Annotated in this window: 25 protein-coding genes; 22 read left to right on the top strand and 3 right to left on the bottom strand. The window is 38.9% G+C overall.

From position 1 onward, the window contains the following. The first annotated feature begins 1 nt into the window (after position 1). The 19 genes from lpdA (at position 2) to OPF91_RS01330 (ending at position 16,037) form a co-directional block, all read left to right on the top strand. A complete protein-coding gene (gene lpdA / locus OPF91_RS01420) occupies positions 2 to 1,390 on the top strand; it encodes a dihydrolipoyl dehydrogenase (protein WP_264986886.1) in 1,389 nt (462 codons plus the stop codon). A gap of 139 nt (positions 1,391 to 1,529) precedes the next feature. Beyond that, positions 1,530 to 2,483: a sugar-binding transcriptional regulator gene (locus tag OPF91_RS01415; protein WP_264987853.1), complete on the top strand. Its 954-nt coding sequence runs from the start codon at positions 1,530 to 1,532 to the stop codon at positions 2,481 to 2,483. A 65-nt stretch (positions 2,484 to 2,548) separates the two neighbouring features. Further along, the gene (locus OPF91_RS01410) at positions 2,549 to 4,699 is read left to right on the top strand and encodes a BglG family transcription antiterminator (protein ID WP_373877029.1); all 2,151 of its coding nucleotides are present in this window, start codon (positions 2,549 to 2,551) and stop codon (positions 4,697 to 4,699) included. Then, positions 4,696 to 5,160 carry a PTS sugar transporter subunit IIA gene (locus tag OPF91_RS01405; RefSeq protein WP_264986884.1) on the top strand — a complete coding sequence of 155 codons (465 nt, stop codon included), beginning with the start codon at positions 4,696 to 4,698 and terminating at the stop codon, positions 5,158 to 5,160. The genes OPF91_RS01410 and OPF91_RS01405 overlap by 4 nt, the downstream gene beginning before the upstream one ends. A gap of 22 nt (positions 5,161 to 5,182) precedes the next feature. Next, entirely contained in the window at positions 5,183 to 6,553 is a 1,371-nt protein-coding gene (locus OPF91_RS01400; protein WP_264986883.1) for a PTS galactitol transporter subunit IIC, read from the top strand. 23 nt (positions 6,554 to 6,576) lie between these two features. Further along, positions 6,577 to 6,855 (top strand): PTS sugar transporter subunit IIB, encoded by a 279-nt coding sequence (locus OPF91_RS01395; protein WP_264986882.1) that lies wholly within the window; start codon positions 6,577 to 6,579, stop codon positions 6,853 to 6,855. Between the two features lie 27 nt (positions 6,856 to 6,882). Continuing rightward, entirely contained in the window at positions 6,883 to 7,314 is a 432-nt protein-coding gene (locus OPF91_RS01390; RefSeq protein WP_264986881.1) for a hypothetical protein, read from the top strand. Then, positions 7,311 to 8,336, top strand: a complete 1,026-nt coding sequence (locus OPF91_RS01385) for a zinc-dependent dehydrogenase (RefSeq protein WP_264986880.1) — start codon at positions 7,311 to 7,313, stop codon at positions 8,334 to 8,336. The genes OPF91_RS01390 and OPF91_RS01385 overlap by 4 nt, the downstream gene beginning before the upstream one ends. A gap of 18 nt (positions 8,337 to 8,354) precedes the next feature. Further along, positions 8,355 to 8,954 (top strand): SDR family NAD(P)-dependent oxidoreductase, encoded by a 600-nt coding sequence (locus OPF91_RS01380; protein ID WP_264986879.1) that lies wholly within the window; start codon positions 8,355 to 8,357, stop codon positions 8,952 to 8,954. Between the two features lies 1 nt (position 8,955). Next, positions 8,956 to 9,663 carry an SDR family NAD(P)-dependent oxidoreductase gene (locus OPF91_RS01375; protein ID WP_309297412.1) on the top strand — a complete coding sequence of 236 codons (708 nt, stop codon included), beginning with the start codon at positions 8,956 to 8,958 and terminating at the stop codon, positions 9,661 to 9,663. A gap of 171 nt (positions 9,664 to 9,834) precedes the next feature. Beyond that, positions 9,835 to 10,203 carry a transcriptional regulator GutM gene (locus OPF91_RS01370; protein ID WP_264986877.1) on the top strand — a complete coding sequence of 123 codons (369 nt, stop codon included), beginning with the start codon at positions 9,835 to 9,837 and terminating at the stop codon, positions 10,201 to 10,203. Positions 10,204 to 10,236: 33 nt separating this feature from the next. Next, entirely contained in the window at positions 10,237 to 10,770 is a 534-nt protein-coding gene (srlA, locus tag OPF91_RS01365; protein ID WP_264986876.1) for a PTS glucitol/sorbitol transporter subunit IIC, read from the top strand. Between the two features lie 22 nt (positions 10,771 to 10,792). Beyond that, a complete protein-coding gene (gene srlE / locus OPF91_RS01360; RefSeq protein WP_264986875.1) occupies positions 10,793 to 11,803 on the top strand; it encodes a PTS glucitol/sorbitol transporter subunit IIB in 1,011 nt (336 codons plus the stop codon). A 25-nt stretch (positions 11,804 to 11,828) separates the two neighbouring features. Continuing rightward, the gene (locus OPF91_RS01355; protein WP_264986874.1) at positions 11,829 to 12,194 is read left to right on the top strand and encodes a PTS glucitol/sorbitol transporter subunit IIA; all 366 of its coding nucleotides are present in this window, start codon (positions 11,829 to 11,831) and stop codon (positions 12,192 to 12,194) included. 13 nt (positions 12,195 to 12,207) lie between these two features. After that, complete coding sequence (locus OPF91_RS01350) at positions 12,208 to 13,497, top strand: NAD(P)H-dependent oxidoreductase (protein WP_264986873.1); 1,290 nt, start codon at positions 12,208 to 12,210, stop codon at positions 13,495 to 13,497. A 111-nt stretch (positions 13,498 to 13,608) separates the two neighbouring features. Continuing rightward, the gene (locus tag OPF91_RS01345; RefSeq protein WP_264986872.1) at positions 13,609 to 13,941 is read left to right on the top strand and encodes a cytochrome c3 family protein; all 333 of its coding nucleotides are present in this window, start codon (positions 13,609 to 13,611) and stop codon (positions 13,939 to 13,941) included. Between the two features lie 88 nt (positions 13,942 to 14,029). Further along, positions 14,030 to 14,179 (top strand): hypothetical protein, encoded by a 150-nt coding sequence (locus tag OPF91_RS01340; protein WP_264986871.1) that lies wholly within the window; start codon positions 14,030 to 14,032, stop codon positions 14,177 to 14,179. 369 nt (positions 14,180 to 14,548) lie between these two features. Beyond that, positions 14,549 to 15,394 carry an RpnC/YadD family protein gene (locus OPF91_RS01335; RefSeq protein WP_264986870.1) on the top strand — a complete coding sequence of 282 codons (846 nt, stop codon included), beginning with the start codon at positions 14,549 to 14,551 and terminating at the stop codon, positions 15,392 to 15,394. 232 nt (positions 15,395 to 15,626) lie between these two features. Next, positions 15,627 to 16,037 carry a GNAT family N-acetyltransferase gene (locus tag OPF91_RS01330; RefSeq protein ID WP_264986869.1) on the top strand — a complete coding sequence of 137 codons (411 nt, stop codon included), beginning with the start codon at positions 15,627 to 15,629 and terminating at the stop codon, positions 16,035 to 16,037. 46 nt (positions 16,038 to 16,083) lie between these two features. On the opposite strand, the gene OPF91_RS01325 is transcribed toward OPF91_RS01330, so the two are convergent. The 3 genes from OPF91_RS01325 to OPF91_RS01315 are packed head-to-tail and all read right to left on the bottom strand — an operon-like array spanning position 16,084 to position 19,757. Continuing rightward, a complete protein-coding gene (locus OPF91_RS01325) occupies positions 16,084 to 17,064 on the bottom strand; it encodes a carbohydrate kinase family protein (RefSeq protein ID WP_264986868.1) in 981 nt (326 codons plus the stop codon). 10 nt (positions 17,065 to 17,074) lie between these two features. Continuing rightward, complete coding sequence (locus tag OPF91_RS01320) at positions 17,075 to 18,517, bottom strand: glycoside hydrolase family 32 protein (RefSeq protein WP_264986867.1); 1,443 nt, start codon at positions 18,515 to 18,517, stop codon at positions 17,075 to 17,077. Position 18,518: 1 nt separating this feature from the next. Beyond that, positions 18,519 to 19,757 (bottom strand): MFS transporter, encoded by a 1,239-nt coding sequence (locus OPF91_RS01315; RefSeq protein WP_264986866.1) that lies wholly within the window; start codon positions 19,755 to 19,757, stop codon positions 18,519 to 18,521. A 218-nt stretch (positions 19,758 to 19,975) separates the two neighbouring features. On the opposite strand from OPF91_RS01315, the gene OPF91_RS01310 reads away from it, so the two are divergent. From OPF91_RS01310 to OPF91_RS01300, 3 genes are all read left to right on the top strand, one after another. After that, complete coding sequence (locus tag OPF91_RS01310) at positions 19,976 to 20,959, top strand: LacI family DNA-binding transcriptional regulator (RefSeq protein WP_264986865.1); 984 nt, start codon at positions 19,976 to 19,978, stop codon at positions 20,957 to 20,959. Positions 20,960 to 21,094: 135 nt separating this feature from the next. Beyond that, complete coding sequence (locus tag OPF91_RS01305; RefSeq protein WP_264987852.1) at positions 21,095 to 22,294, top strand: M48 family metallopeptidase; 1,200 nt, start codon at positions 21,095 to 21,097, stop codon at positions 22,292 to 22,294. Positions 22,295 to 22,321: 27 nt separating this feature from the next. Next, a complete protein-coding gene (locus OPF91_RS01300; protein WP_264986864.1) occupies positions 22,322 to 23,137 on the top strand; it encodes a YitT family protein in 816 nt (271 codons plus the stop codon). The last annotated feature ends 35 nt before the right edge of the window (positions 23,138 to 23,172 follow it).

Here is a 23,172-nt window from a genome sequence, read left to right as displayed (position 1 = left end):
AGTGATGACATCATATGATATTGTCGTGATTGGTGGCGGACCAGGTGGCTATGTGGCGGCGCTTCATGCAGCAGAGCTTGGGAAAAAAATAGCACTCATTGAGCCTGATTTCTTAGGTGGAACATGCTTAAATAGAGGCTGTATTCCATCTAAAACATTATTAAAGCATGCTGAAATAATTGACAACATTGAAAAAGCAAAAGATTGGGGCATTGAAGTAAGCGATATTGTATTGTCCTTTGACAAAATGAAGAAGCGAAAAAATGAAGTGATTGAGCGTCTACGTGGAGGTATTGCCTTTTTACTTAAACAAGGTAAAATTGATGTCTTCAATGGCTTTGGCTCTGTGCAAGAAAATGGTGATGTTGCTGTGAAAACAGAGGCGGGAGTGGAAACCATTCAGGCTAGTAAGATAATTGTCGCTACAGGATCAACACCAGCCGTCCCACCGATTGCAGGCTTAGATACTGTAGTCTTTCATACGAGTGATACCATTTTCGATATTGCTGACATCCCAGCATCCATTGTCATTATTGGCGGTGGTGTGATTGGTATGGAGTTAGCGTGTATTTTTTCCTCATTAAAAACAAAAGTAACCGTTATTGAGGCAGCAGACCGCATTGTGCCAACAGAGGATGCGGAGGCAGCAAAGCTCTTAACGAAGATGCTGAAGAAAAAAGGCATTGTCATGCATACAAAATCGAAGGTACAATCTATTAGTGAGGTAGATGGTGTGAAGCTTGTGACATGCTCAGATGCGAAGGACGCCATGTTTACTGTAGAGGCAGATACGTTGCTTATTAGTACAGGTCGACGTCCAAATCTATCTGCAACAAATGATATTAAGCTGACGATGAATGGCCCATTTATTCAAGTAAATGACAAAATGGAAACCAATTATCCGAATGTCTATGCGGTTGGTGATGTTATTGGTGGTTGGCAGTTAGCACATGCAGCGAGCGCAGAGGGTGTTGTAGCAGCGAATAATGCAGCAGGTGTTGCAGATGCCATTGATTATAAGGTCATGCCACGTTGTATTTATACATTCCCAGAAATAGCGAGCGTGGGTTTAATGGAAGAGGAAGCGAAAAAGCAAGGCATTGATGTGCGAGTAGAGAAATTTGATTTTGCAGGTAGTGGTAAAGCATTGTCAGCAGGTGAGCCAGATGGATTTACAAAGATTATATACGAGGCGAAGTATGGAGAAATTATCGGTGCTGTCATGGTTGGCTCACATGTCACAGAAATGATTTCAGAGGCATCTGCTTTTATGTATTTAGAAGGGACACTGGATGAAGCAGCGAAAATGATTCATCCACATCCAACAATAGCCGAAACATTTTTTGAAGCAGCAGTACAAGGTGTGCATAAGCTTCGTAAAATAGAATAAAATGAAACGAATGAATGGCGCAAACGGATTAAGTTGCGCCATATTTTTGTCGACACTATTTACTTTTCAAGGTACTTGTTATAATAGAGAAGTAGTAGAAACTTTATACATTTATGAGTCGTTGGGAGGGATAAAGATGATGTTAAGTTGGGAAGAACGACGGCAGCTTGTAAAAATAGCAAATTGGTACTATACAGATGGTTGGACACAGCAACAAATCGCTAAAAAAATGGGTGTGTCCCGACCTGTGATTTCAAAATTGTTACAAAAAGCGAAAGATACAGGAATTGTAGAAGTGTTTATTAAAGATGAAAGTGTACATACAGTGGAGCTCGAAAAAAGGTTAGAAACACAATATGGGCTACAAGATGCTGTTGTTGTACCTTCTGTTGGTTTAACACCTGATATGGTTCGGCGCTCGGTTGGTCAAATGGCCGCACACTACATTGCTCGCTGGCTAGGACAAGACGTGAAGCAACTAGGCATTTCATGGGGGAAGACGTTGGCAGAGGTCGTCAAAGAATATCCATTTGAACGCCGTGAACAGATTAATATTGTGCCACTTGTTGGTGGAATGGGCACAAAAAGTGTTGAAATTCATGCGAACCAACTAGCCTATGAGCTGGCTAAAAAAATGAATGGTAGTTGCTCGTATTTATACGCACCAGCCATCGTAGAAACAGTGGAGCTAAGAGAACGTTTAGTAGAAATGCAGGATATTGCACAAGTGTTAGAGGAAGGAAAAAATGTCGAGGTAGCATTAATCGGTATTGGTAATCCTCATAAAGGATCAACGATGAAAGAAATCGGCTATGTGCAAGAAGCAGATATTCAAAGTTTAAAGAAGGCAGGCGCTATTGGTGATATTGGCTCTCGCTTTTTTGACCAAGAAGGTACGCCCATTGAACATGAGCTAAATAGCCGCATTATTGGCTTGCACTTACAGGATTTAATCAAAATCCCCTATGTGATTGGTGTTGCAGAAGGTACACATAAGGCAGAGAGCGTTGAGGCTGCTTTAAAGGGGAACTATCTTCATACACTCATTATTGATGAGCAAACAGCCCTTGCTATTCTAAATGAAACAAGCTAAAACTGTTAGAAATTTTCTAGCAGTTTTTTCATTTGTTTTCCAGCATCACAATTGTGCGCACAGAAATGATGAAAAAGTGGGATGAAAACGCATACAATATTCTGAATAATCATGATAGTATGAAAATAAGCAAGGAGGTAATGTTCATGTATCTGGATGAAAGAAGTAACTTGCTACTAAAGGAGCTCATTTTTAATCCTACTATAAAAAGTAAAGAATTGGTGGAAAAACATGGATTAAGTCGTCATCAAATAGGTTATAGCATTGATAAAATTAATCATTGGCTTTTAGCACATGACCTTCCGATTATTGAAAAATCAAAAAGTGGATTTTTCCTAGTCGATGAACAAGTACAATCCTATTTAAAAATGGAAGGTAACACAAGCCGTCATTATATTTTATCAGAATATGAGCGCGCGCAGCTTATTATATTGATGATATTGAGTAAGCAAGAGGAATTATCCCTTCATCACTTTACATCGGCACTTCTTGTTAGTAAGAATACGATTTTAAATGATTTGAAAGTTGTGCAGGAAATACTACAGCCACATAGCTTGACTGTTAGCTATTCAAGACAATATGGCTATGAAATGATTGGCAGTGAAATTCAAAAAAGAAGATTGCTTCTCCAAGTAATTGATAAAGTGTTAGCAGCAGATTATGGAGAAACCATGATGGAAGATATGGTTGTTACGGATAAAGCGAGAAAGCAAGAGATTTCTGAATGGCTTAGTCAAGTGGAAGAACAATTGCAATTAACGTTTACAGATGAAAAGCTGAAACAACTACCTTATTTGCTAATGATTATTTTTATACGCATTGAGGAAAAGGAGCGCATTGGTTCTACATTTTGCATTCACTATGAGGAGCTATCTGATACAACAGAATATCAAGCGGTAGAGCTTTTGTTAGGTGAGAATAGCTCCTTTCCAAGGGCAGAGCGGCTGTTTATGGCTTTAAATTTATTAGCGTCCAATGTGTCCTCCAACGAGGTGCTAACGGATACAACCCTTCCAGAATTAAAAAATGCAGTAGCAGCAACGCTACGTCTATTTGAAAAAAATGCTTGTTTAACGTTAAAGGACAAAGAAAGCTTAATTCGCCTTATTTTTATTCATATGAAGCCAGCTTATTACAGAATCAAATATCATTTGACAACCTCAAATGAATATGCTGAGAAAATTGATGCAGAATTTGGAGAACTTCATTTTTTAGTTAAGCAATCTGTAACACCACTGGAAGCAATGATTGGTGAGACGATACCAGAAAGTGAGCTTGTATACTTAACGATGTTTATTGGTGGTTGGCTAGAACGCCAAGGCGATAGTATTCATGCAAAAGTTCGAGCAGTTGTCATTTGTCCAAATGGTTTATCTGTATCGAAATTGATGAATCATACATTGCAAAAAGTATTTCCAGAGTTTCACTTTTTAGAGCCTTTATCGATTCGAGAGTTTCAGCAGTTTGAGCAAGATTATGATATTGTTTTTTCTCCTAGAATTGTACAAACAGACAAGCAGCTATTTATTGTACGACAGCTACCGTCTGAGGAAGAAAAAGCACAGCTACGGAAGCGAGTGATGCAAGCGTTGTATGGTTATTCCCCAACTACGCTGGATGTGGATAAAATTATGGAAATTGTTGGACGACATGGGCAAATTGCAGATGCAAATAAGCTGAAAAAAGAGTTGCAACATTTGTTGGAAGATAAGCAAGGACATTTTGGCAGGATGCTACCAGCTAAACAAAATCGATTGAATTTAATGGATTTTTTAACAGAGGATGTTATAACGATTGTACCGTCTGTTGTTAATTGGCAGGAGGCAATTCATTTAGCTGCGATGCCACTTTTAGCGAATGGTGCGATTGAGTCTAGTTATATTACAGCAATTATTAATGGGCATCAGTATGAACAGCCTTATATGGTACTTGGTCAGCATGTCTCGATTCCACATGCAAGTCCAGAAAAGGGCGTAAATCGTACAGCGATGAGCTTATTATGTATTCGAGATGGTGTTGATTTTGCCAAAGATTTTCGTGTACATCTTGTCGTCATTATTGCAGCGAAGGACAAAGAAAAACATATTCGTGCATTATTTCAGCTATCACAGCTTGCCCTTGTAGAGAAGGATGTATTCCAGATAGCGAACGCAGCTGATAAACACGAAATAGTAAACATAATGAGGGTATATGCAGAAAAGGATGAGGATACATGACGAATGAAACGTTATTAACGACCAAATTAGTTGAATTACAAGCGGATCATCCAACGAAGGAGGCTGTGATTACCTGTTTGGCTGAAAAGCTGTATGAGCAACAATATGTAAAGGAAAGCTATTCAGCAGCGGTATTAGCCAGAGAGGTCATTTATCCTACAGGTCTACCACTTGCCAATACAGGTGTTGCCATACCACATACAGATTCGGTGCATGTGCTAAAGCCAGCCATTGCCGTCAGTATGTTAAAAAATCCTGTTTCCTTTTGTGTGATGGGTAGTCCAGATTCACAAGTAGAAGTCAGTATGGTATTAATGCTAGCTATTTCTGATCCAGAAAGTCAGCTTGAGCTATTACAACGATTGATGGGCATTTTTCAAGATGCAGAAACCATGCAGTTAATGCAGGAAATGACAACAGCAGATGAACTTGTTCAATTATTAACAGAAAGAATACAGTGAGAGAAATCAGGGGGTGGAATATATGATTAAAGAAGCAGTAGATTTTGTGTTAGATTTAGGTCCTTCTATTATGCTACCAATCATTATGCTAGGGTTTGGACTACTATTAAAACAGGGCTTTAATAAATCATTTCGTGCAGCTTTAACAATTGGTATTGGTTTTATAGGAATTAATTTGGTTATTGGACTATTGATGGATGCACTTGGACCAGCCACACAGGCAATGGTTGAGTCGTTAGGGTTACAGCTGGATGTTCTAGATGTTGGTTGGCCGATTGGTGCTGCGATATCATTCGGTACACCTGTTGCCCCATTAATGATTCCACTTATTTTAGTGCTCAATGTTATTATGCTATCGCTCAATTGGACGAAAACGTTGAATGTGGATATTTGGAATTTTTGGCATTTGATTTTTGCCGCATCGATTGCGTACTACGCTTATGACAGTATGATTCTTGCGATTGCTGTTGGATTAATCGTGACAGCGATTACATTAAAATTAGCTGACTGGACAGCGCCAACGATTGAGCATCATTTTGGGTTAAAAGGTGTTTCGATGGCACACTCTGAAACAGTCAATTTTGCCCCATTAATGTATGCATCAAACCGCATCATCGATAAAGTACCAGGTTTAAATAAACTACATGCTGACCCAGAGACATTGAAAAAACGTTTTGGTATTTTTGGTGAACCGTTAGTGATGGGACTTGTGTTAGGGATACTAATTGGTATTCTTGGTGGCTATGATGTGAAAGGCGTTTTAACATTAGGTGTTCAAATGTCAGCCGTGTTAATTTTAACACCACGTATGGTGGCATTGTTAATGGAAGGGTTAATTCCAATTTCTGAAGGGGCTCGTGATTATATTAATAAAAAGTTCCCTGGAAAAAATGTTTATATTGGCTTAGATACAGCAATTGTCATTGGAAATCCAGCAAATATGGCTGTAGCGCTATTAATGGTACCAATTACAATTTTACTAGCAGTCATCTTACCATACAATAATATGTTACCGTTTGCAGATTTATCTGTATTACCATTTACAGTTGTATGGGCAGTAGCGGCTGCAAGAGGCAATATTATTCGTGGTTTAATCAATGCGGTGTTCACGTTGCTCATTGTATTCTTTATTGCCACAAACCTTGCTGAATTAGCAACAACAATGGGACGTGCTGTTGGATTTGCTTTCCCAGAGGGTGCATCTCTGATTTCAGGTATTGACTTAGGTTCACATGTGCTTCCATGGATTATTTTACGCTTGCTTGACCCTTCAAATCCATACTTCTATGTAGCAATTGGTGCTGCTATTGCTTATGGACTTCTTTGGTACTGGGTACGTAACGATATCCGTAAACAGTATGCAAAAGAAATGGGCTTAGATACAGAGAAATAAATAGATAATGAGGAGGAATAAATATGACAAAAAGAATACTCGTTTCGTGTGGGACGGCTGTTGCAACATCAACAGTCGTAGCAAAAAAGGTAGAGGAAACGTTAAAAAGCAAAGGCTATGATGTGGTAGTGGAGCAGTGTAAAGCTTCAGAAGTGCCGTATAAAGCAGCAAGTGCTAGTGTCATTGTCACGACAACACCAATTAGTGATGCAGGTAACACACCTGTTATTCAGACAATCTCATTTTTAACAGGTGTTGGCATCGAGGCAGATATTGAAAAAATTATTCAACATTTAGGATAATATAGCAAAGCAGGAGGTATGGTCAATATGAGGATCTTTCAGTATACAAAAACAGCCAAAAATATGAATATTTTAGTACCAATTGTGTTGATGGTCGGTCTGATGTTATGGGCATGCTATGGCTTGTGGAATGGTGAGAATATGATGCTCAGTAAACTTGTTTTGTATACAATGCCCGTGTTGCTTGCCTCCTCTTTTATTGGTTTGCATCATCCTACACGCGTTACGGTAACAGATGAGGCCATTGTATTTAGTGCTTTTGGTCGAAATCATAGTTATCGTTGGGATGAATTAACATTCATTCACTTGCGTAATTACCGCTACGTGGGAAAATCATTTATCCGCTTAGGTAAGCCACAAATTTTAGGTGGTCGTTATTGGCTTACAAATGATTTAGCTGGCTATAATGAGCTCATTGCATTATTGGAGCAGAAGAGCAAGGAAGGGGAGGCACAATGAAAGCAGCCGTCTTTTATGATAAAAATAATATTCGCTATGAGGAACGCCCAATGCCAACAATTGGTGAGGGAGAAGTACTTCTTAGGATGGAAGTCTGTGGTTTATGTGGTACGGATATTCATAAAGTATTGGATGAAACTGTACCTGAAACAACCGTGCTTGGTCATGAAGTAGCGGGAACCATTGTGGAGATAGGGCAGGGCGTAGAGGAATTTGTGGTCGGTGATCGGGTATTTGTTGCACACCATGTTCCGTGTTTTACATGCCATTATTGCCAGCGTAAGCTGTTTACACTGTGCAAGCAATTTAAAGAAACGAATTTGGAGCCAGGTGGTTTTTCAGAATATATTCGTGTGCCAGCACTACATGTTAAACATACGATGGGTAAATTACCAGAGAATGTAACATTTGAAGAAGGAGCACTTGTAGAACCTGTCGCCTGTTGTCTTCATGGATTTGAATCGATGGACATTCGCCCAGGGGATTCCGTACTCATTTTAGGTGCGGGACAAATCGGCTGTCTACAAATACAAATTGCTCGTCATTTACTAGCGGGTCAAATTTTTGTTAGTGATATTAATCCTTATCGATTAGAACAGTCTTTACACTTTGGTGCTACCGCTGTGATGAACAGTAAAACAGAGAATTTACAGGAAAAGGTGATGGAATGGACGGCTGGTCAAGGTGTCGACCATGTAATTATTTCAGCAGGTGTTAGTGCATTGTTAACAGAGGCGATGAACTGTGTTAGAAAAGGTGGAACGATTTTAGTATTCGCTCCGTTTCGTGAGGAAGAGATTGCGATACCTGCCCATCGATTCTTCATGGATGAATTAAAAGTCATTGGCTCCTATTCTTCTCATCCCTATAATTATGAAACCGCCTTACAGCTCATTCAACAAGGTGTTATTCGTGTGAATGATATGGTCACACATCGTTTTCCATTAGCCCAATTAGATGAAGCGATACATTGTGCACACAGTCCTAATGAACAGGCACTTAAAGTGTTATTAGTACCCTAAAGGATGGAGGACAAGCAGGTGAATATTACTTTTGATGACAAAATTGCACTTGTAATAGGCGGTAGCAGTGAGCGTAATACCGCTATTTGTCTCGCACTACAAGAAGCGGGCTGCACGGTATTGACGGGTGTAGATTTTGATGAATCACAGCGTGTACAAAGCTTTATCGAAACGGTTATCAAGCAGCATCAACGTATCGATTTTTTAATTCATTCTTTCCCAGATGCTACACCCCGTTCCTTTTTTGAAATTGAACCAAATGAATGGGTCACGTTGCTAGATACTTATACAAGTAGTGTATTTCTTTCCTGTCAGGCGGTAGCTCCGTTTATGGCACGGAGGCAGCAAGGCGTTATTATTAATATCTCGTCTTCCGCAGCTATTACTGGACAAGTAAGTGCTTCTTTTGCAGCAGCAAATAGCGCATTACAATCGATGACGCGAGGTTTAGCTCGAACATTCCAAGAGCATCACGTACGAGTGGCAGGTATTGCAACAGCCCCTCATACAGAAGATGTAGAATCCACAGCAGCCATGACCGTGTTCCTCTGTTCAGAATGGGGCAAGCAAATTGTAGGTGAATCATTGATGCTAGAGGGAGGAAAAAGCATTGGCTAATGTGTTGGTTATTGGTGGAGCTGCTGGTATTGGCAAACAAATTGCTGAGGATTTTGCACAAGATGGACATCAGACAATTGTAGCAGATATTCAGCCTTTAAATGATTCGTTGATGCATCATTGCTTTGTGGATACAAGCTCATGGGATAGCGTACATGAAATGGCATCCTATGTGTTACAAACGTTTGGTAAGATAGATGTGCTTGTGTACTCTGCGGGGATTACAAAGCGTGTAGCGTTGGAGGAGACAAGCTGGGAGCTATGGCAAAAAACGATGGCGATTAATTTACATGGCTTATTCTATAGCATTCGTGCAATTGCACCAGCAATGATGAAGCAACGAAGTGGTAGCATTGTCATTATTGGTTCTGGTTCAGCAATTACAGGTTCAGGAGGAGGCATTCAATATTACACCTCTAAAGGTGGAGCATTTGGCTTGATGCGTTCACTTGTCAAAGAGCTTGGGGAACATGGTATTACCATTAACGTCATTGCACCAAGAGTAATTGAATCACAAATGTTAGACAGTCTTTATCCAACCGAAGAAGCAAAGCAAGTCGTTATTGACCAAATTCCAATTGGTCGAACAGGCACACCGATGGATATTTCGGAGCTGACACGGTTCCTTGCTTCGGAACAAGCAACTTATATTCATGGACAGATCTTGCTGTTGGATGGTGGTAGAACTTATTGGAATTCGCCCGATTGATAGCTGAATTCGCCCAAAAATATCGAAAATATAGAAACTATGCTTCGTGTATGGAGCATGGTTTTTTTGTATTTTTTAAAAAATCTAAAAATTCTGTTGACACGGAATCGTCAAATATACTACAATCTTTACAAAGGTAATGATATAGAACAAATGTAAAGGAGGGTGTATATGTGGGGATATTTGCTTGCAGGGTTTATCGGGATGTGGTTGCTACAAATCTATTTAACAATGCGTCAAATGAAGTATTATAGAAAAACAGTCCATCAAATGAGCAATCGAGAAAGTGGTTACTTAGGAGTGGGCATTGAGAAAAAAAAGCTTGGTTCTGGCACCGTGTTAATTCTTGTCACGAACACAGAAGGTATTGTAGAGGAATGTAAAGTGATGAATGGTGTTACAGTTTTTGCAAAATTCAAAAATTGTAAGCGTTTTATTGGACAGCATATATCAATGTTACAGGATGATAAATGGGAAAATTCATTGAAAATGGCTACTGCCAAAATAACACAGCAAATGGATAAAGAAGTACCAGCTTAATCAGGTAGATAAACAAAGAGGAGGGAATATTATATGGATTTTTTAGTAAAATTTGCAGAAGGTTTTATCGGAATGTTCCAAAAAGGTGGCGAAACCTTTATGGGCATGTTTACAGGCATTATTCCAACATTGATTTGTTTAATTTTAGCAGTCAATGCCTTGATTAAAATTATAGGGGAAGAGCGTATTGATAATTTTGCTCGTAAAACAACAAAAAATATCTTTTTACGCTATACACTATTTCCATTACTAGCAGTCTTCTTTTTAACAAACCCGATGGCTTATACATTCGGAAAGTTTTTACCAGAGCGTCAAAAGCCAGCATTTTATGATTCAGCTGTATCGCTTGTGCACCCAATTACAGGGCTATTCCCACATGCAAACGCAGCAGAGCTATTTGTTTATCTAGGGATTGCACAAGGTATTACAACGCTAGGGCTTTCTACAGGTCCATTAGCGATTCGCTTCTTTTTAGTCGGTATGGTCGTTATTTTAATTCGAGGTATTGTGACAGAACGTATTACGGTTATGATGATGAAACGTCAAGGCATCACAGATACAGATTAATGCTGAAAGGGGGACAATGAAAATGACAGAATATAAGGCAGTCAAAATATCAAAAGGTAGCAGTGGTTGGGGAGGTCCGCTTGTCATTCAACCAGATGAGCAGAAAAAATATATTGTGTCGGTGACAGGCGGTGGTATTCACCCTGTCGCACAGCATATTGCAGATTTAACAGGTGCTGAAGCAGTGGATGGCTTCAAAACATCATTTGAAAAAGAAGAAATGGCCTGTGTATTAATTGATTGTGGTGGGACGGCTCGCTGTGGCGTCTATCCTAAAATGGGTGTATTAACAGTAAATTTAACACCAACATCACCATCAGGCCCATTGATGAAATTTATTCAAGAGGATAATTTTGTGTCAGGTGTGCGAGAAAATGATGTCCAGTTAGTGGATGAAAATGCACCTGTCGTACAAGTCATAAAGCCAAAAAATGCACAAGAGCTAAAAGCAGAGGCTCGTGAAAAAGTGGCACAAATGCAAACGAGCAATGGTCAGCCACGTAAGCAAAATATTGTGGAAAAAATGGGTCGTGCAATGGGTGGCGTTGTCGGCGTTCTTTATCAGGCAGCACGTGAAACAATTGAGCAAGTGTTAAAAAATATCATTCCATTCATGGCACTTGTTAGTACGTTAATCGGTATTATTTTATATACAGGTATTGGGAATGTAATTGCGAATTGGGTATCACCACTTGCTGGTAATGTTTTTGGTCTGCTAATCCTGTCTGTGATTTGTGCCGTTCCTATTTTATCGCCATTGCTTGGTCCAGGAGCCGTTATCGCACAAGTAGTTGGTGTATTAGTTGGGGTAGAGATTGGTAAAGGAAATATTCCACCGAACTTAGCACTGCCAGCATTGTTTGCGATTAACCCACAAGTAGGGGCAGATTTTGTACCAGTTGGTTTAACACTTGGAGAAGCAAAGCCTGAAACAGTAGAGGTTGGCGTGCCAGCTGTATTAATGTCTCGTCTTGTAACAGGTCCACTTGCTGTAGTCATTGCCTATTTTGCAAGCTTTGGCATGTATGAATAAGATAAGTGATTTTGGAGGAACTCATATGGAAACGATTTATGAATCTAAGGTGACAGCTATTGGAGCAGACGTGGATATGTTTGTCGATGAAAAAATGATGATTATTTTCAATGAGACTGCACCTAAGGATTTGCAAGATATTGCGGTTGTTCATACGGTTGCGCAACTGAAAGGCACAATTGAAATTGGCGATATTCTGTCATTTGACGACCAATCCTATCAAGTGACATTCGTTGGGAACAAAGTAAATGAGACGGTTGGTGAGTTAGGACACTGCACGATTGTCTTTAACGGGGAGAAGTATGCGGATTTACCAGGGACATTGTGCGTGGAAAATAAAGAGATGCCAGTCGTTTCTGTAGCAACAATCATTACAATTCACAAAGCCTAAGGAGGCAGAAAATATGTTAGGGTTAAATCGTCAGCTTGTACAGCTTGAAAAAGAAGGAAAAGAAATTAAAGTAGGTTTAATTGGCTGCGGACAAATGGGGCGTGGCATGATTGCACAAATTGAGAGCATGAAAGGGATGCGTGTAGCAGCAACAGCGGATTTACGAACAGATATTATTCAAAATGCCTATATGTCTGCTGGTGTGGAACCACAGCAAATTGTCACAACTAATGATATTGAAACGGCAGAAAGAACCATTAAAGAAGGGAAAGTTGTAGCATCAACAGATGTTTCGATGGTGACAGCTTTACCAGGTGTTGATGTTATTGTTGATGCAACAGGTGTGCCGAACTTAGGCGCTGAAATCGCTTGGAAAACGATTATGAATAAAAAGCATATCGTCATGTTAAATGTAGAGGCTGATATTACAGTGGGTCCATTGCTTCATCAAATGGCTACGGCAAGTAATGTTGTCTATACAGGCTCAGCAGGTGATGAGCCTGGCTGTATTATGGAGCTATATGATTTTGCAGACGCACTTGGCTTTGAAATTGTAGCACTTGGCAAGGGGAAAAATAATGCTTTAAATTATGAGGCTAACCCAGATACAGCAGCGACAGAGGCGAAAGAAAAGGGCTCTAATCCTAAAATGCTCGCTTCCTTCCAAGATGGTACGAAAACAATGGTGGAAATGAATGCTGTGGCGAATGCAACAGGTTTTTTACCAGATAAGCCAGGGATGCATGGACCATCTGGTACAGTAAAAGAATTACCAGACATCTTCCGTTTACAAGAAGAAGGTGGTATTTTAAGCAATAAAAAAATTGTTGACTATGTTAATGGTGTAGCACCAGGTGTATTTGCGATTATTTCATCTGACAAAGAAGAAGTAAATCATGAAATGAACTATTTAAAAATGGGACCAGGTCCAAATTATATTTTATTCCGCCCATATCATTTAACAAGTTTAGAAACACCGATTTCTGTTGCACGTGCTTATTTACAGCAGGAGGCAACGATTGCACCATGGTATGGTCTGCAAGCAGAAACAGTGGCGACAGCGAAAAAGGATTTACAACCAGGTGATCGTTTGGATGGTATTGGTGGTTTCACTGTATATGGTACACTGTATAACCAAGCAGAGGCAAAAGCGGCAAATGCTTTACCAATCGGTCTTGTTGATCCAAATGTGATAGTCAAGCGTGCAGTGAAAAAAGGTGAAATTTTAACATACGATGATATTGAGCAACAAAATGAATCAACAATTTGGAAGTTACGTTCATTGCAGGAAAAAAGCTTTTAAGTAGGATAAAGGGGGTGTCTCAAAATGAGGCATCCCTTAGTGCGTCTAGGTTTACCCAGTGAATACATTAGCATATAATAGAAGAAGAATCGTATGCAAGGAGTGTGGCTAATGAAAATTTCTGAAATGGAAGCAGGTCTTTATTGTACACGTTGTCATGATGAAACGGTTCACCGTGTTGTCTATGTGAATAATAAAATCCAAAAAATTGAATGTGAGGCATGTCATCGCTTAACAGGTATGGAAGTAGATTTGAAAAAGGAAATCTATGATGAGGTGTACGAGCGTATTGCCACAAAGCCATCACGAATGACACAGGAATATAAACAAGATTTAAGTAAATTTGTCTCAGAAATGCCGATGCGCGTCATTAGTAAGCCCTATCGTTTAATGAAAGATGTGAATGAAGCACGTAAAGCGCTCAAACGCACAAAGCATCCATGATTGTTACCAGAAATAATTCCTTATAAAAAACCGTAATCTTCAATTTGAGGGTTACGGTTTTAATTCATTGGAGAGAGTAGGTATGTTTATGGAAAAAATAAAGGCTGCTATGATGTCACCAAGTGTGAGAAGGTTACTAGCTTTCGCTACTTCAGAGAAGAATATTGAACCAGCGTATAAATTATATTGTCAAGTAGAAAGGAGAAATATTGTTATTCCAATGTTTGAGGAGCTTTGAAAAAAAGTTAGCTCCACTTTGAGTCCCAACTGCCTTTAATATATTGCTAAAAACGGTTACAGATAGTTATTCTAATTCTTTTAAAATAACTTTTGTGAAGCAGTTGCGAATGAGTATTTCATCTTCTTCTATAGCGGAATTAACGGCAATCTGAAATAAAGCACGGTGATAAATAGCCCTGTCTAACTTATACAATTTATAGTGACCTAGTAATGGCTTCATGCGTTGATTAACAATGGTTTTGTTCAATTTCATAATACTGATTTCTCGCTTATTTTTATTGATATCGGGTCACATATCAAGTCACCGTGTCTATCAATAGAAATGTCTATCACATATACGCTATACTGGAAGTACAAGAGGGTGTCCATGAAAGCGAATATTCAACATAAAGATAGTGTATTTTCCTTGTATTTGAGCGACCCTAAACGATTGATTGACGTGTACAATGCAGTCCAAGGTACAAACTACGCATTAGATACACCTGTTGAAATCAACACGTTAGAAAATGTCCTGTATAAAGACCGTATCAACGATGTATCCTTTGTATTGGATGGTAAATTTGTTGTATTAGTCGAACATCAGTCCACCGTTTGTACCAATATGCCGTTACGAATGTTGATGTATATTGGGCGATTGTATGAAAAAATGACCGTAGGCGAAAATATTTATGGGTCAACACCTATTCCTTTGCCAGCGCCCGAATTTCTTGTCTTATATAATGGCGAAGAGAGCCTACCGAAAGAGCAAATTATGTCCTTATCAGATGCATTTGAGGATACACCACATACAAATACGCTTGAACTATCTGTGAAGGTCATTAATATTAAATATGGACAGAATGACGCTATTTTGGAGAAAAGTAACACGCTCAAAGACTATGGATTTTTTATTTACACTGTGCAGCAATATCGAAAAGAAGGCTTGCCATTAGCAGACGCTATTCATCAAGCGGTACAAGATTGCAAACGTCAAGGGATTATGCAAGAGTTTTTAGAAAAACATGCGAGTGAGGTGGAAAATATGTTACTTCATGAATGGAATTTAGAGGAACAATTGAAGTTTTCCGAAGAAGAAGGAATTAAAAAAGGAATTGAAAGAGAGAAGTTTGAAACAGCTAGAAATTTGATAGGATTAGGCTTGGATGATGGGGTTATTGTGAAGGCTACAAAGCTAACTCTTGAACAGGTTGAAGCGATTCGCAAAGAACAATAACAACCATATACCTAGAATACAGCATATGAACTACACTTTAACTGTCAAAAACCATAAATATTCGTATAATCATGACACTTTAGGACGGAAAGTGTTCTTAATAATGAAGCACGTAAAGCACTCAAACGCACAAAGCATCCATGATTGTTACCAGAAATAATTCCTTATAAAAAACCGTAATCTTCAATTTGAGGGTTACGGTTTTAATTCATTGGAGAGAGTAGGTATGCTTATGGAAAAAATAAAGGCTGCTATGATGTCACCAAGTGTGAGAAGGTTACTAGCTTTCGCTACTTCAGAGAAGAATATTGAGCCAGCGTATAAATTATATTGTCAATCACCCATTCAAGAATTATATGGCTATTATATGGAGGGTCAGCTAATTGGTTGCATTGGAATAGCATTTTTAGATTCAGGACAATATGAAATCAAACATATTGCTGTATGTCCTAATCATAGAGGAAAAGGTCTAGGAGGTGAAATGATCCGTTTTATCAAAGTGAAATATAAAGCAACATTGATTATTGCTGAGACGGACTGCGATGCGGTGAATTTTTATCGAAATGTTGGCTTCAATATAGTGAGCTTAGGAGAGAAATATCCTCATGTAGAACGTTTTACATGTACGTTAGAAGGCAAATAAAATAACAGGTACTCCTTTGCTTGTTCAGCGAGAAGTACCTGTTATTTTAAGATTGCTGTGCATCAATAAATGTTAAGACGTGCTTTCTGCCTGGAGCGGCATGAATAGCACCTTTCACAGAAGCAGTTAGTGCGCCACTAGCATTGGCAAATGTTAATAATTGCTGATGATGAGCGCGTATGATTGTATCTAGCTGTCCCAATGAGACATTCAGTGACAATAGCTCAGCTAAAAAGCCACCAATAAACGCATCCCCTGCACCTGTTGTATCTGAAACCGTTACTTGGAAGCCAGCGCCTTCAAATACTTCACCAGTTTTTAAATAAATGATAGCGCCGTCTGCACCCTTTGTATAAACAATGACTTGTACATGTCCAACAAATAGCGAGCGAATGGCCTCTGCTTCATCCTCAATATTGGTAATGAAATGGAGCTCCTCGTCTGATACTTTGATAATATCAGCTGTTGGTAAAAAGTCTAAAATGGTTTGACGACATAGCTCTTTGTTTGGCCAAAGAGGGAGACGTACATTCGGGTCAAAGCTGACAATACCGTCCACTGCACGTATCGCCTCAATCACTTGACGATGTGTCTGCTTCATAGGACTTTCCACTAAATCAACAGAGCAAAAATGCAGTAAATCACCTTGCTCAAATGATACAGCTTGTACATCTTCTGGTGCAAGCAGTAAATCTGCTGCATTTTTACGATAGAAACTAAAATCACGCTCTCCTGATGCATCCACAGAAACAAAGGCTAAACCTGTTTCACCTTCATCACTACGAATAATATATGTTGTATCTACACCATTTTCTTGCAGTATATCGAATAAATAATCGCCAAAGCTATCGTTTGCTAGCTTTGTCAGCATCACTGCATGTCCATCATATTTCGCCACAGCAATTGCTACATTCATCGGTGCGCCACCAGCTACACGTTCAAAGCTTGCTACATCTTTTAAAGCATGATCTTTTTCAATCGGAATGAAATCAATCAATGCCTCACCAATACAAAAAATCTTTTTCAATAGTGTCACCTTATTTCCAAATATCATTTAATGTCCAATATGTGAGCTCTTTGACATTGGCGTCTGTCGTCACTTCAAAGCCTAAACGCTCTTCAGTAGGGTAGATACGGCTTGTCATAGTTGCGTGCCCATTATTAGCGAACACTTCAATAGAAGAACGGTCAATAAAGAGCTGTAAAACTAATTCATTCTCTACATGAAGTGTTGTCGTACGAATACCATCTTCTGCTTTACCAGATTTAGAACAGTCTAATGTTAATTTCTTTGTTGTATAATCGTATGTTAACACGGTTTCTTCTTCATGGATACCGCGGATTTTTAGGCATACGGCTTGTTCATTACGGAGGTCAAATACAGCCTTTATTTCGAGCAATTCCTCATTTGTTGGCACTAAATAATTGGTCGCAACACTTCGATTTCGTAAAATTTGATGTTCAGCATTGCGTAATGCTTTTAATTCCTCTACAGGGTTCATTAGTAATTTATGGTCGTTACTTAATGTTAGCACTCGTGGTAATGTCAATGCACCACACCAGCCATCAGCCTTTGTTGGCATATTGGATTCCCACATATCCATCCAGCCAATTGCAATACGGCGACCTTGCTCATCTAAAAATGTTTGAGCTGCATAGAAATCATGTCCATTATCTAGCTCTGTAAAAGATGATGTTTGTGTAAAATGATTTGTGTCATAGTGATAATCGCCTACTAAATAACCAGTTTGGAAAAGATTATTGTATAAATCATCTTGTTTCTCCATGCCTTGAGGAGAGAATAATAAGATATGTTTGCCATCCAATTCAAAGAAATCGGGACATTCCCACATAAAGCCGAGACTTCCATCACTTTGCGCAAGGACACCAATATACTCCCATTGGCGCAAATCTGTCGAACGATACAAAATCACACGTCCAACTAAGTCTTTCGTAGAATTACCTAGAATCATATACCAATGATTTTCATGCTTCCACACCTTTGGATCGCGGAAATGATGGGAGCTATCAGCAGGAGGCTTTGGAATCACGGCATTCTCTACCACTTTTGTGAAGTTTACACCATCCTGACTAACAGCAATATTTTGCGTTTGATAAAAGGTATCTGCTTTTTTATCAATATAAATATGCCCTGTATAAATTAATGTTAATTGTCCATTATCATCGACAGCACTACCAGAAAAACAGCCATCCTTGTCATAATCATTGCCTGGCGTTAATGCGATAGGGAGGTGTTCCCAATGCACAAGGTCTTTACTTTTAACGTGCCCCCAATGCATTGGTCCCCAGTTTTCATCATATGGATGATGCTGATAAAAGGCATGGTATTCGCCTTTGTACTGAATCAGTCCATTGGGATCATTAATCCATTGAGCAGGAGCCATAATATGATAGCCTAAGCGATAGCGCTGGTTCATTTTTTGTGCTGCGACTTGTACTGCTTCATGTGCTTGGTTCATGTTAAAGTCCTCCTAAAGTTGGCTGTGATTTTGTTTTGACATGAGTTGGTTTTGTATTTAATAAAGTAAAAATCGAAATGCATGTAAAGATGAAGACGGCTGTTCCCATAATTAAATAAGTATTACGGAAGCCAACATCATCATAAAGTAGACCTGCAATTGGCGATAAAATAGATGCCCCAATTTGTGAGGCGAATTGAAAGCCTACTAAATAAAGGATAGATGATAAACGTGTATCAAAATTAGCTGCTAAGTATTTGAAAATAGCAATGAGCATAATTGGTAACTCAAAGGCATGGATGAGCTTCATTCCAGAAATGCCAATTGGTCCGTCTACCATACCTGAGCCAATAATGCGGAAGGCCATTAAAAAGCCTGCCAATACTAAGCTTTTCTTTGCCCCAATCTTGTTGACAATAAATGGGGCAGCAAACATCATACCTGCCTCTAAAAATACTTGGAATGAGTTTAAGTAGCCGAATACTTGATTACCTAAAGCCTCATTAGAGAATAATGATGAATAATAAATCGGGAATTGTTGATCATAGACACTATAGACACACGTTACTCCAATGATATATAGCATAAAGAACCAAAAATCCTTTAGCTTAAACAAGTTGCCCACATCTTTAAATGTGATAGACTCTGCTTTTTCCATTTCATCGTGAGACATTTCAATTTTAATAGAGAAAATAATGCCCACTAGAATAATGGCTGATACACTGGCAATCCAGAAGTTAATGTTTGGATTAATATTAAATAATTGTCCTGCAAAGAACGTAGCCGCTGCCCATCCTAATGAGCCCCACATTCTTGATTTCCCATATTCAAAGCCATATTTACGTCCCACTTTTTCAATATAAGATTCGATGGCACCAATCCCTGCCAGAAAAGCCATTCCTAAATAAAGCCCACCGACGATAGCGCCAAGTAACACATTATATTGTAGTAAAGGACCATAAACGAAAATATAAAATGGACCAACAAAGACAAGTAATAGGCTAATGAAGAATAAGATATTTTTCTTTAAGCCAATTTTATCGGAAATATAACCATAGAGTGGCTGCATACATAAAGCAAAGATGGCATTGATTGAAAAAATAATGCCTGTTGCAGAGCCACTTAAATTGATTTCTTGTCCTAACCAAATGGAGAATAACGAATAACTAGATGACCAAGTAAAGAAGAAAAAGAAAAAATAAGCACTGAGCTTCCAATAAAGGTTTTTCGATGTTTGCATAAAAGTACACTCCTTTGAATTGTTTTATATTTTTAAAATTTAGTTTTTTATAAATATTGCAATCGTTTGCAAGATTATTGTATGTCAACCGGTTTCATATGTCAATCGGTTGACATAAAAAATGTAGCATGAACATTATCCTCTTAAGAGTTATCGTCAAGCACTAAAAATTCATCTATAATAGAGTGAAACTGACTGTATTGAAAGGGAGGCGCGGTATGAAGCCAAAAATTAGCGATGTAGCAAAAGCGGCAGGTGTATCACCGACAACCGTCTCACGTGTTCTAAATAATCGTGGCTATATTAGCCAAGAAACAAGAGACAATGTGGAGCGTGCCATGAAAGAGGTAAATTATTTTCCGAACGATGTGGCTCGTTCATTATTTAATAAACGTACTAATTTGATTGGCATTATTGTGCCACAAACGAGCAATCCATTTTTTGGCGAGCTAACTTTCCATATTGAAAGTATTTGTGCCTCGTTACATTATAAAGTATTGCTTTGTAATAGCTTAAATAGGGTAGATAAAGAGAAAAATTATTGGGAAATGCTGATGCGCAATCAGGTGGATGGTGTCATCGCTGTGACGTATAATCGTGGTTTGGTGAATGGGCATGAGAAGCCATTGCCGATTGTAACAATTGACCATTATTTATCCCCAACTATCCCAGTCGTTTCTTCAGATAATTACGCTGGTGGTGTACAAGCTACGGAATTATTGATAGCGAAAGGATGCCAGCATATTCTGCATATTAATGGTCCATTAAAGCTCGAGACGCCTGCCAATTTAAGACGTAAAGGCTATGAGACTGTGATGCAGCAGCATGGACGAAAAGCGATTACATATGAAGTAGCGAATGCATTAGATCGAGGTGAGCAGCAAAAGGTCATTGCACAGCTGTTTCAAGAGCATCCACAAGTTGATGGTATTTTTGCTAGTGATGATTTAGTTGCGGCCACTGTGATAGCAGAGGCACAAAAATATGGCAAGCATATTCCAAAAGATTTAAAAGTGATTGGCTATGATGGTACCGAAACATGTCAAACATTGCTGCCAAGCCTAACAACGATACGCCAGCCCATTGAATTAATTGCACAAAAGGCTGTGGAGGTTTTATTGAAGGAAATTGAAGGGGATTATGAAGAAGGGGCAATGGATATTTGCTTACCCGTGCAATTAATTGAAGGGACCACAACATAAAGACATGTGTAAAAATGTGTTCTAACTTTCATCATTTTGCTTACACTGATAATAGGTGGAGATGAAGGAGGAATAGAGACGGTGAAAAAAATAAGCATAATAGCACTATTGCTCTTTGCAGTATATGTGTTTTGTATGTATAGCTATATGATGAGCCATAGCGGTGTGATTCCACAGGCATTACAAGGGACAGCGGCAGACCCTGTGATGTTTATGTCTGGTAAGGAGCTTTATTTAAGTGAGGAATATTCAAAAATACGCAATTTTTTATTTTTTATTGCTACACCATTGGAATGGCTGCTTTATTTTTTAGTGCTTGTTATAGGGGTATCACGTTATTTTGAAAAGGTAGCAATTGCTCAGTCGAAATGGCGATTAGTACAAAATGCAGGCTATTTATTTTTCCTGTCAGGTTTCCTGTATATTGTGTTGCTACCGTTCAATTATTATCGCTATTCACTTAGTAAAAGCTATGGGATTAGTACACAAACATTGTCATCATGGCTACGAGATGGTCTGGTTGATTTTGGTGTTAACTTTGTGACAACGTTTATTATCGTAACCGTGTTATATTGGCTGATTCGTAAAAGTGCAAAACGTTGGTGGCTATATGCTTGGTTATTGATGATTCCAATGACGCTCTTTGTAACGTTTATTCAGCCTGTAGTCATTGCACCATTATACAATGATTTTTATCCGTTGAAGGACAAGGAGCTAGAGGCAAAAATTTTAGCATTTGCTGGACAGGCACATATACCAGCTACACATGTCTATGAAGTCAATATGGCAGAGAAAACCAATGCTTTAAATGCTTATGTAGCGGGCATTGGTAGTAACGCTAGAATTGTGCTATGGGACACAACCTTGAACCGTTTATCTGAGGATGAGGTGCTATTTATTATGGCACACGAGATGGGGCATTATGTGGAAAAACATGTTTATTGGGGCATAACGGGTTATTTAGCCTTAGCATTTGTAGGCTTTTGGCTGACAGCGAAAGGGATGACATGGCTGATTGCACGCTATGGACGGTTGTTACACATTGATAAATTAAGTGATATTCGTTCATTTCCACTGTTTTTACTGATGTTATCCATGTTACTATTTCTGTCTAACCCATTGTCAAATTATGTGTCAAGGTATCAGGAGATAAGAGCAGATGATTATGCCATTGCTCTCACAAAGGATAAGCAAGCAGCAGTGACGGCTTTTCAAAAGCTGACGATTGCTGGCTTGAGTGAAGTCAATCCACCTACACTTGTGAAATGGTTCCGCTATACACATCCAACAATGCTAGAAAGAATTCAAAAAGTAGATGAACAAGAGCCAAAATGATTTTGGATATAGGATAGGGGAATTTGTATGAGAAATATTGTTGTCATTATTTGTGCGTCTGTGATGGTGGCATTTGCCTATAATTTTTTGCTGATTCCACATGAAATTTTAAGTGGTGGCTTAAGTGGGATTGCGATTTTGCTAGGGATTGTCACACCTTTGAATACAGGGGTGTTAAACTTACTATTAAATTTACCGCTACTTATTTTAGGCGTGATGAAGCTCGGTAAACGCTTTATCGGTTATACGATTTTATCGGTCGCTGTGCTATCGATTAGCTTGTATATTATTCCTGTTTATCAAGCTACACAAGACCCCATTTTAGCTTCCTTATTCGGTGGTGTACTTGTCGGACTTGGCGTTGGCTTTATTTTCCGTGCCTCAGGTTCTTCTGGTGGCTTTGATATCGTGGCGATGCTGTTAAGCCGCAAGCGTGATTTTCCATTAGGTGTATTAATTTCGTTGATGAATGGCGTCGTCGTTGCTATTTCAGGTTTTGTCTTTAGCTGGGATGCAGCATTGTTAACGCTTGTATCCATTTATGCAACTGGAAAAGTGGTCGATACCGTTCATACAAGTCATATTAAATTGACCTTAATGATTGTGACGAGTCAGGGTGAGGAGATGAAGAAGCAACTACTAGCGAATTTGTACCGTGGTGTGACGATTATGGATGCTAAAGGTGCGTATTCAGGCGAGGGACGTCAAGTATTAATGACTGTCATTACTCGTTACCAGCTTGCGGAGGTACGGCATTTAATCAAGGAAACGGATAGTCGAGCCTTTGTAAATATATTGCAAACAACAGAAGTTATTGGGATGTTCGATAGAGGTTCAAAATAAAGCAGAGCATGTTTTGCAAGTGGATGGCAAAACAT

The sequence above is a fragment of the Lysinibacillus piscis genome (genome assembly GCF_026012395.1).
Classification (GTDB): Bacteria; Bacillota; Bacilli; order Bacillales_A; family Planococcaceae; genus Lysinibacillus; species Lysinibacillus piscis.
This window is presented reverse-complemented; position numbering and strand designations above follow the sequence as displayed.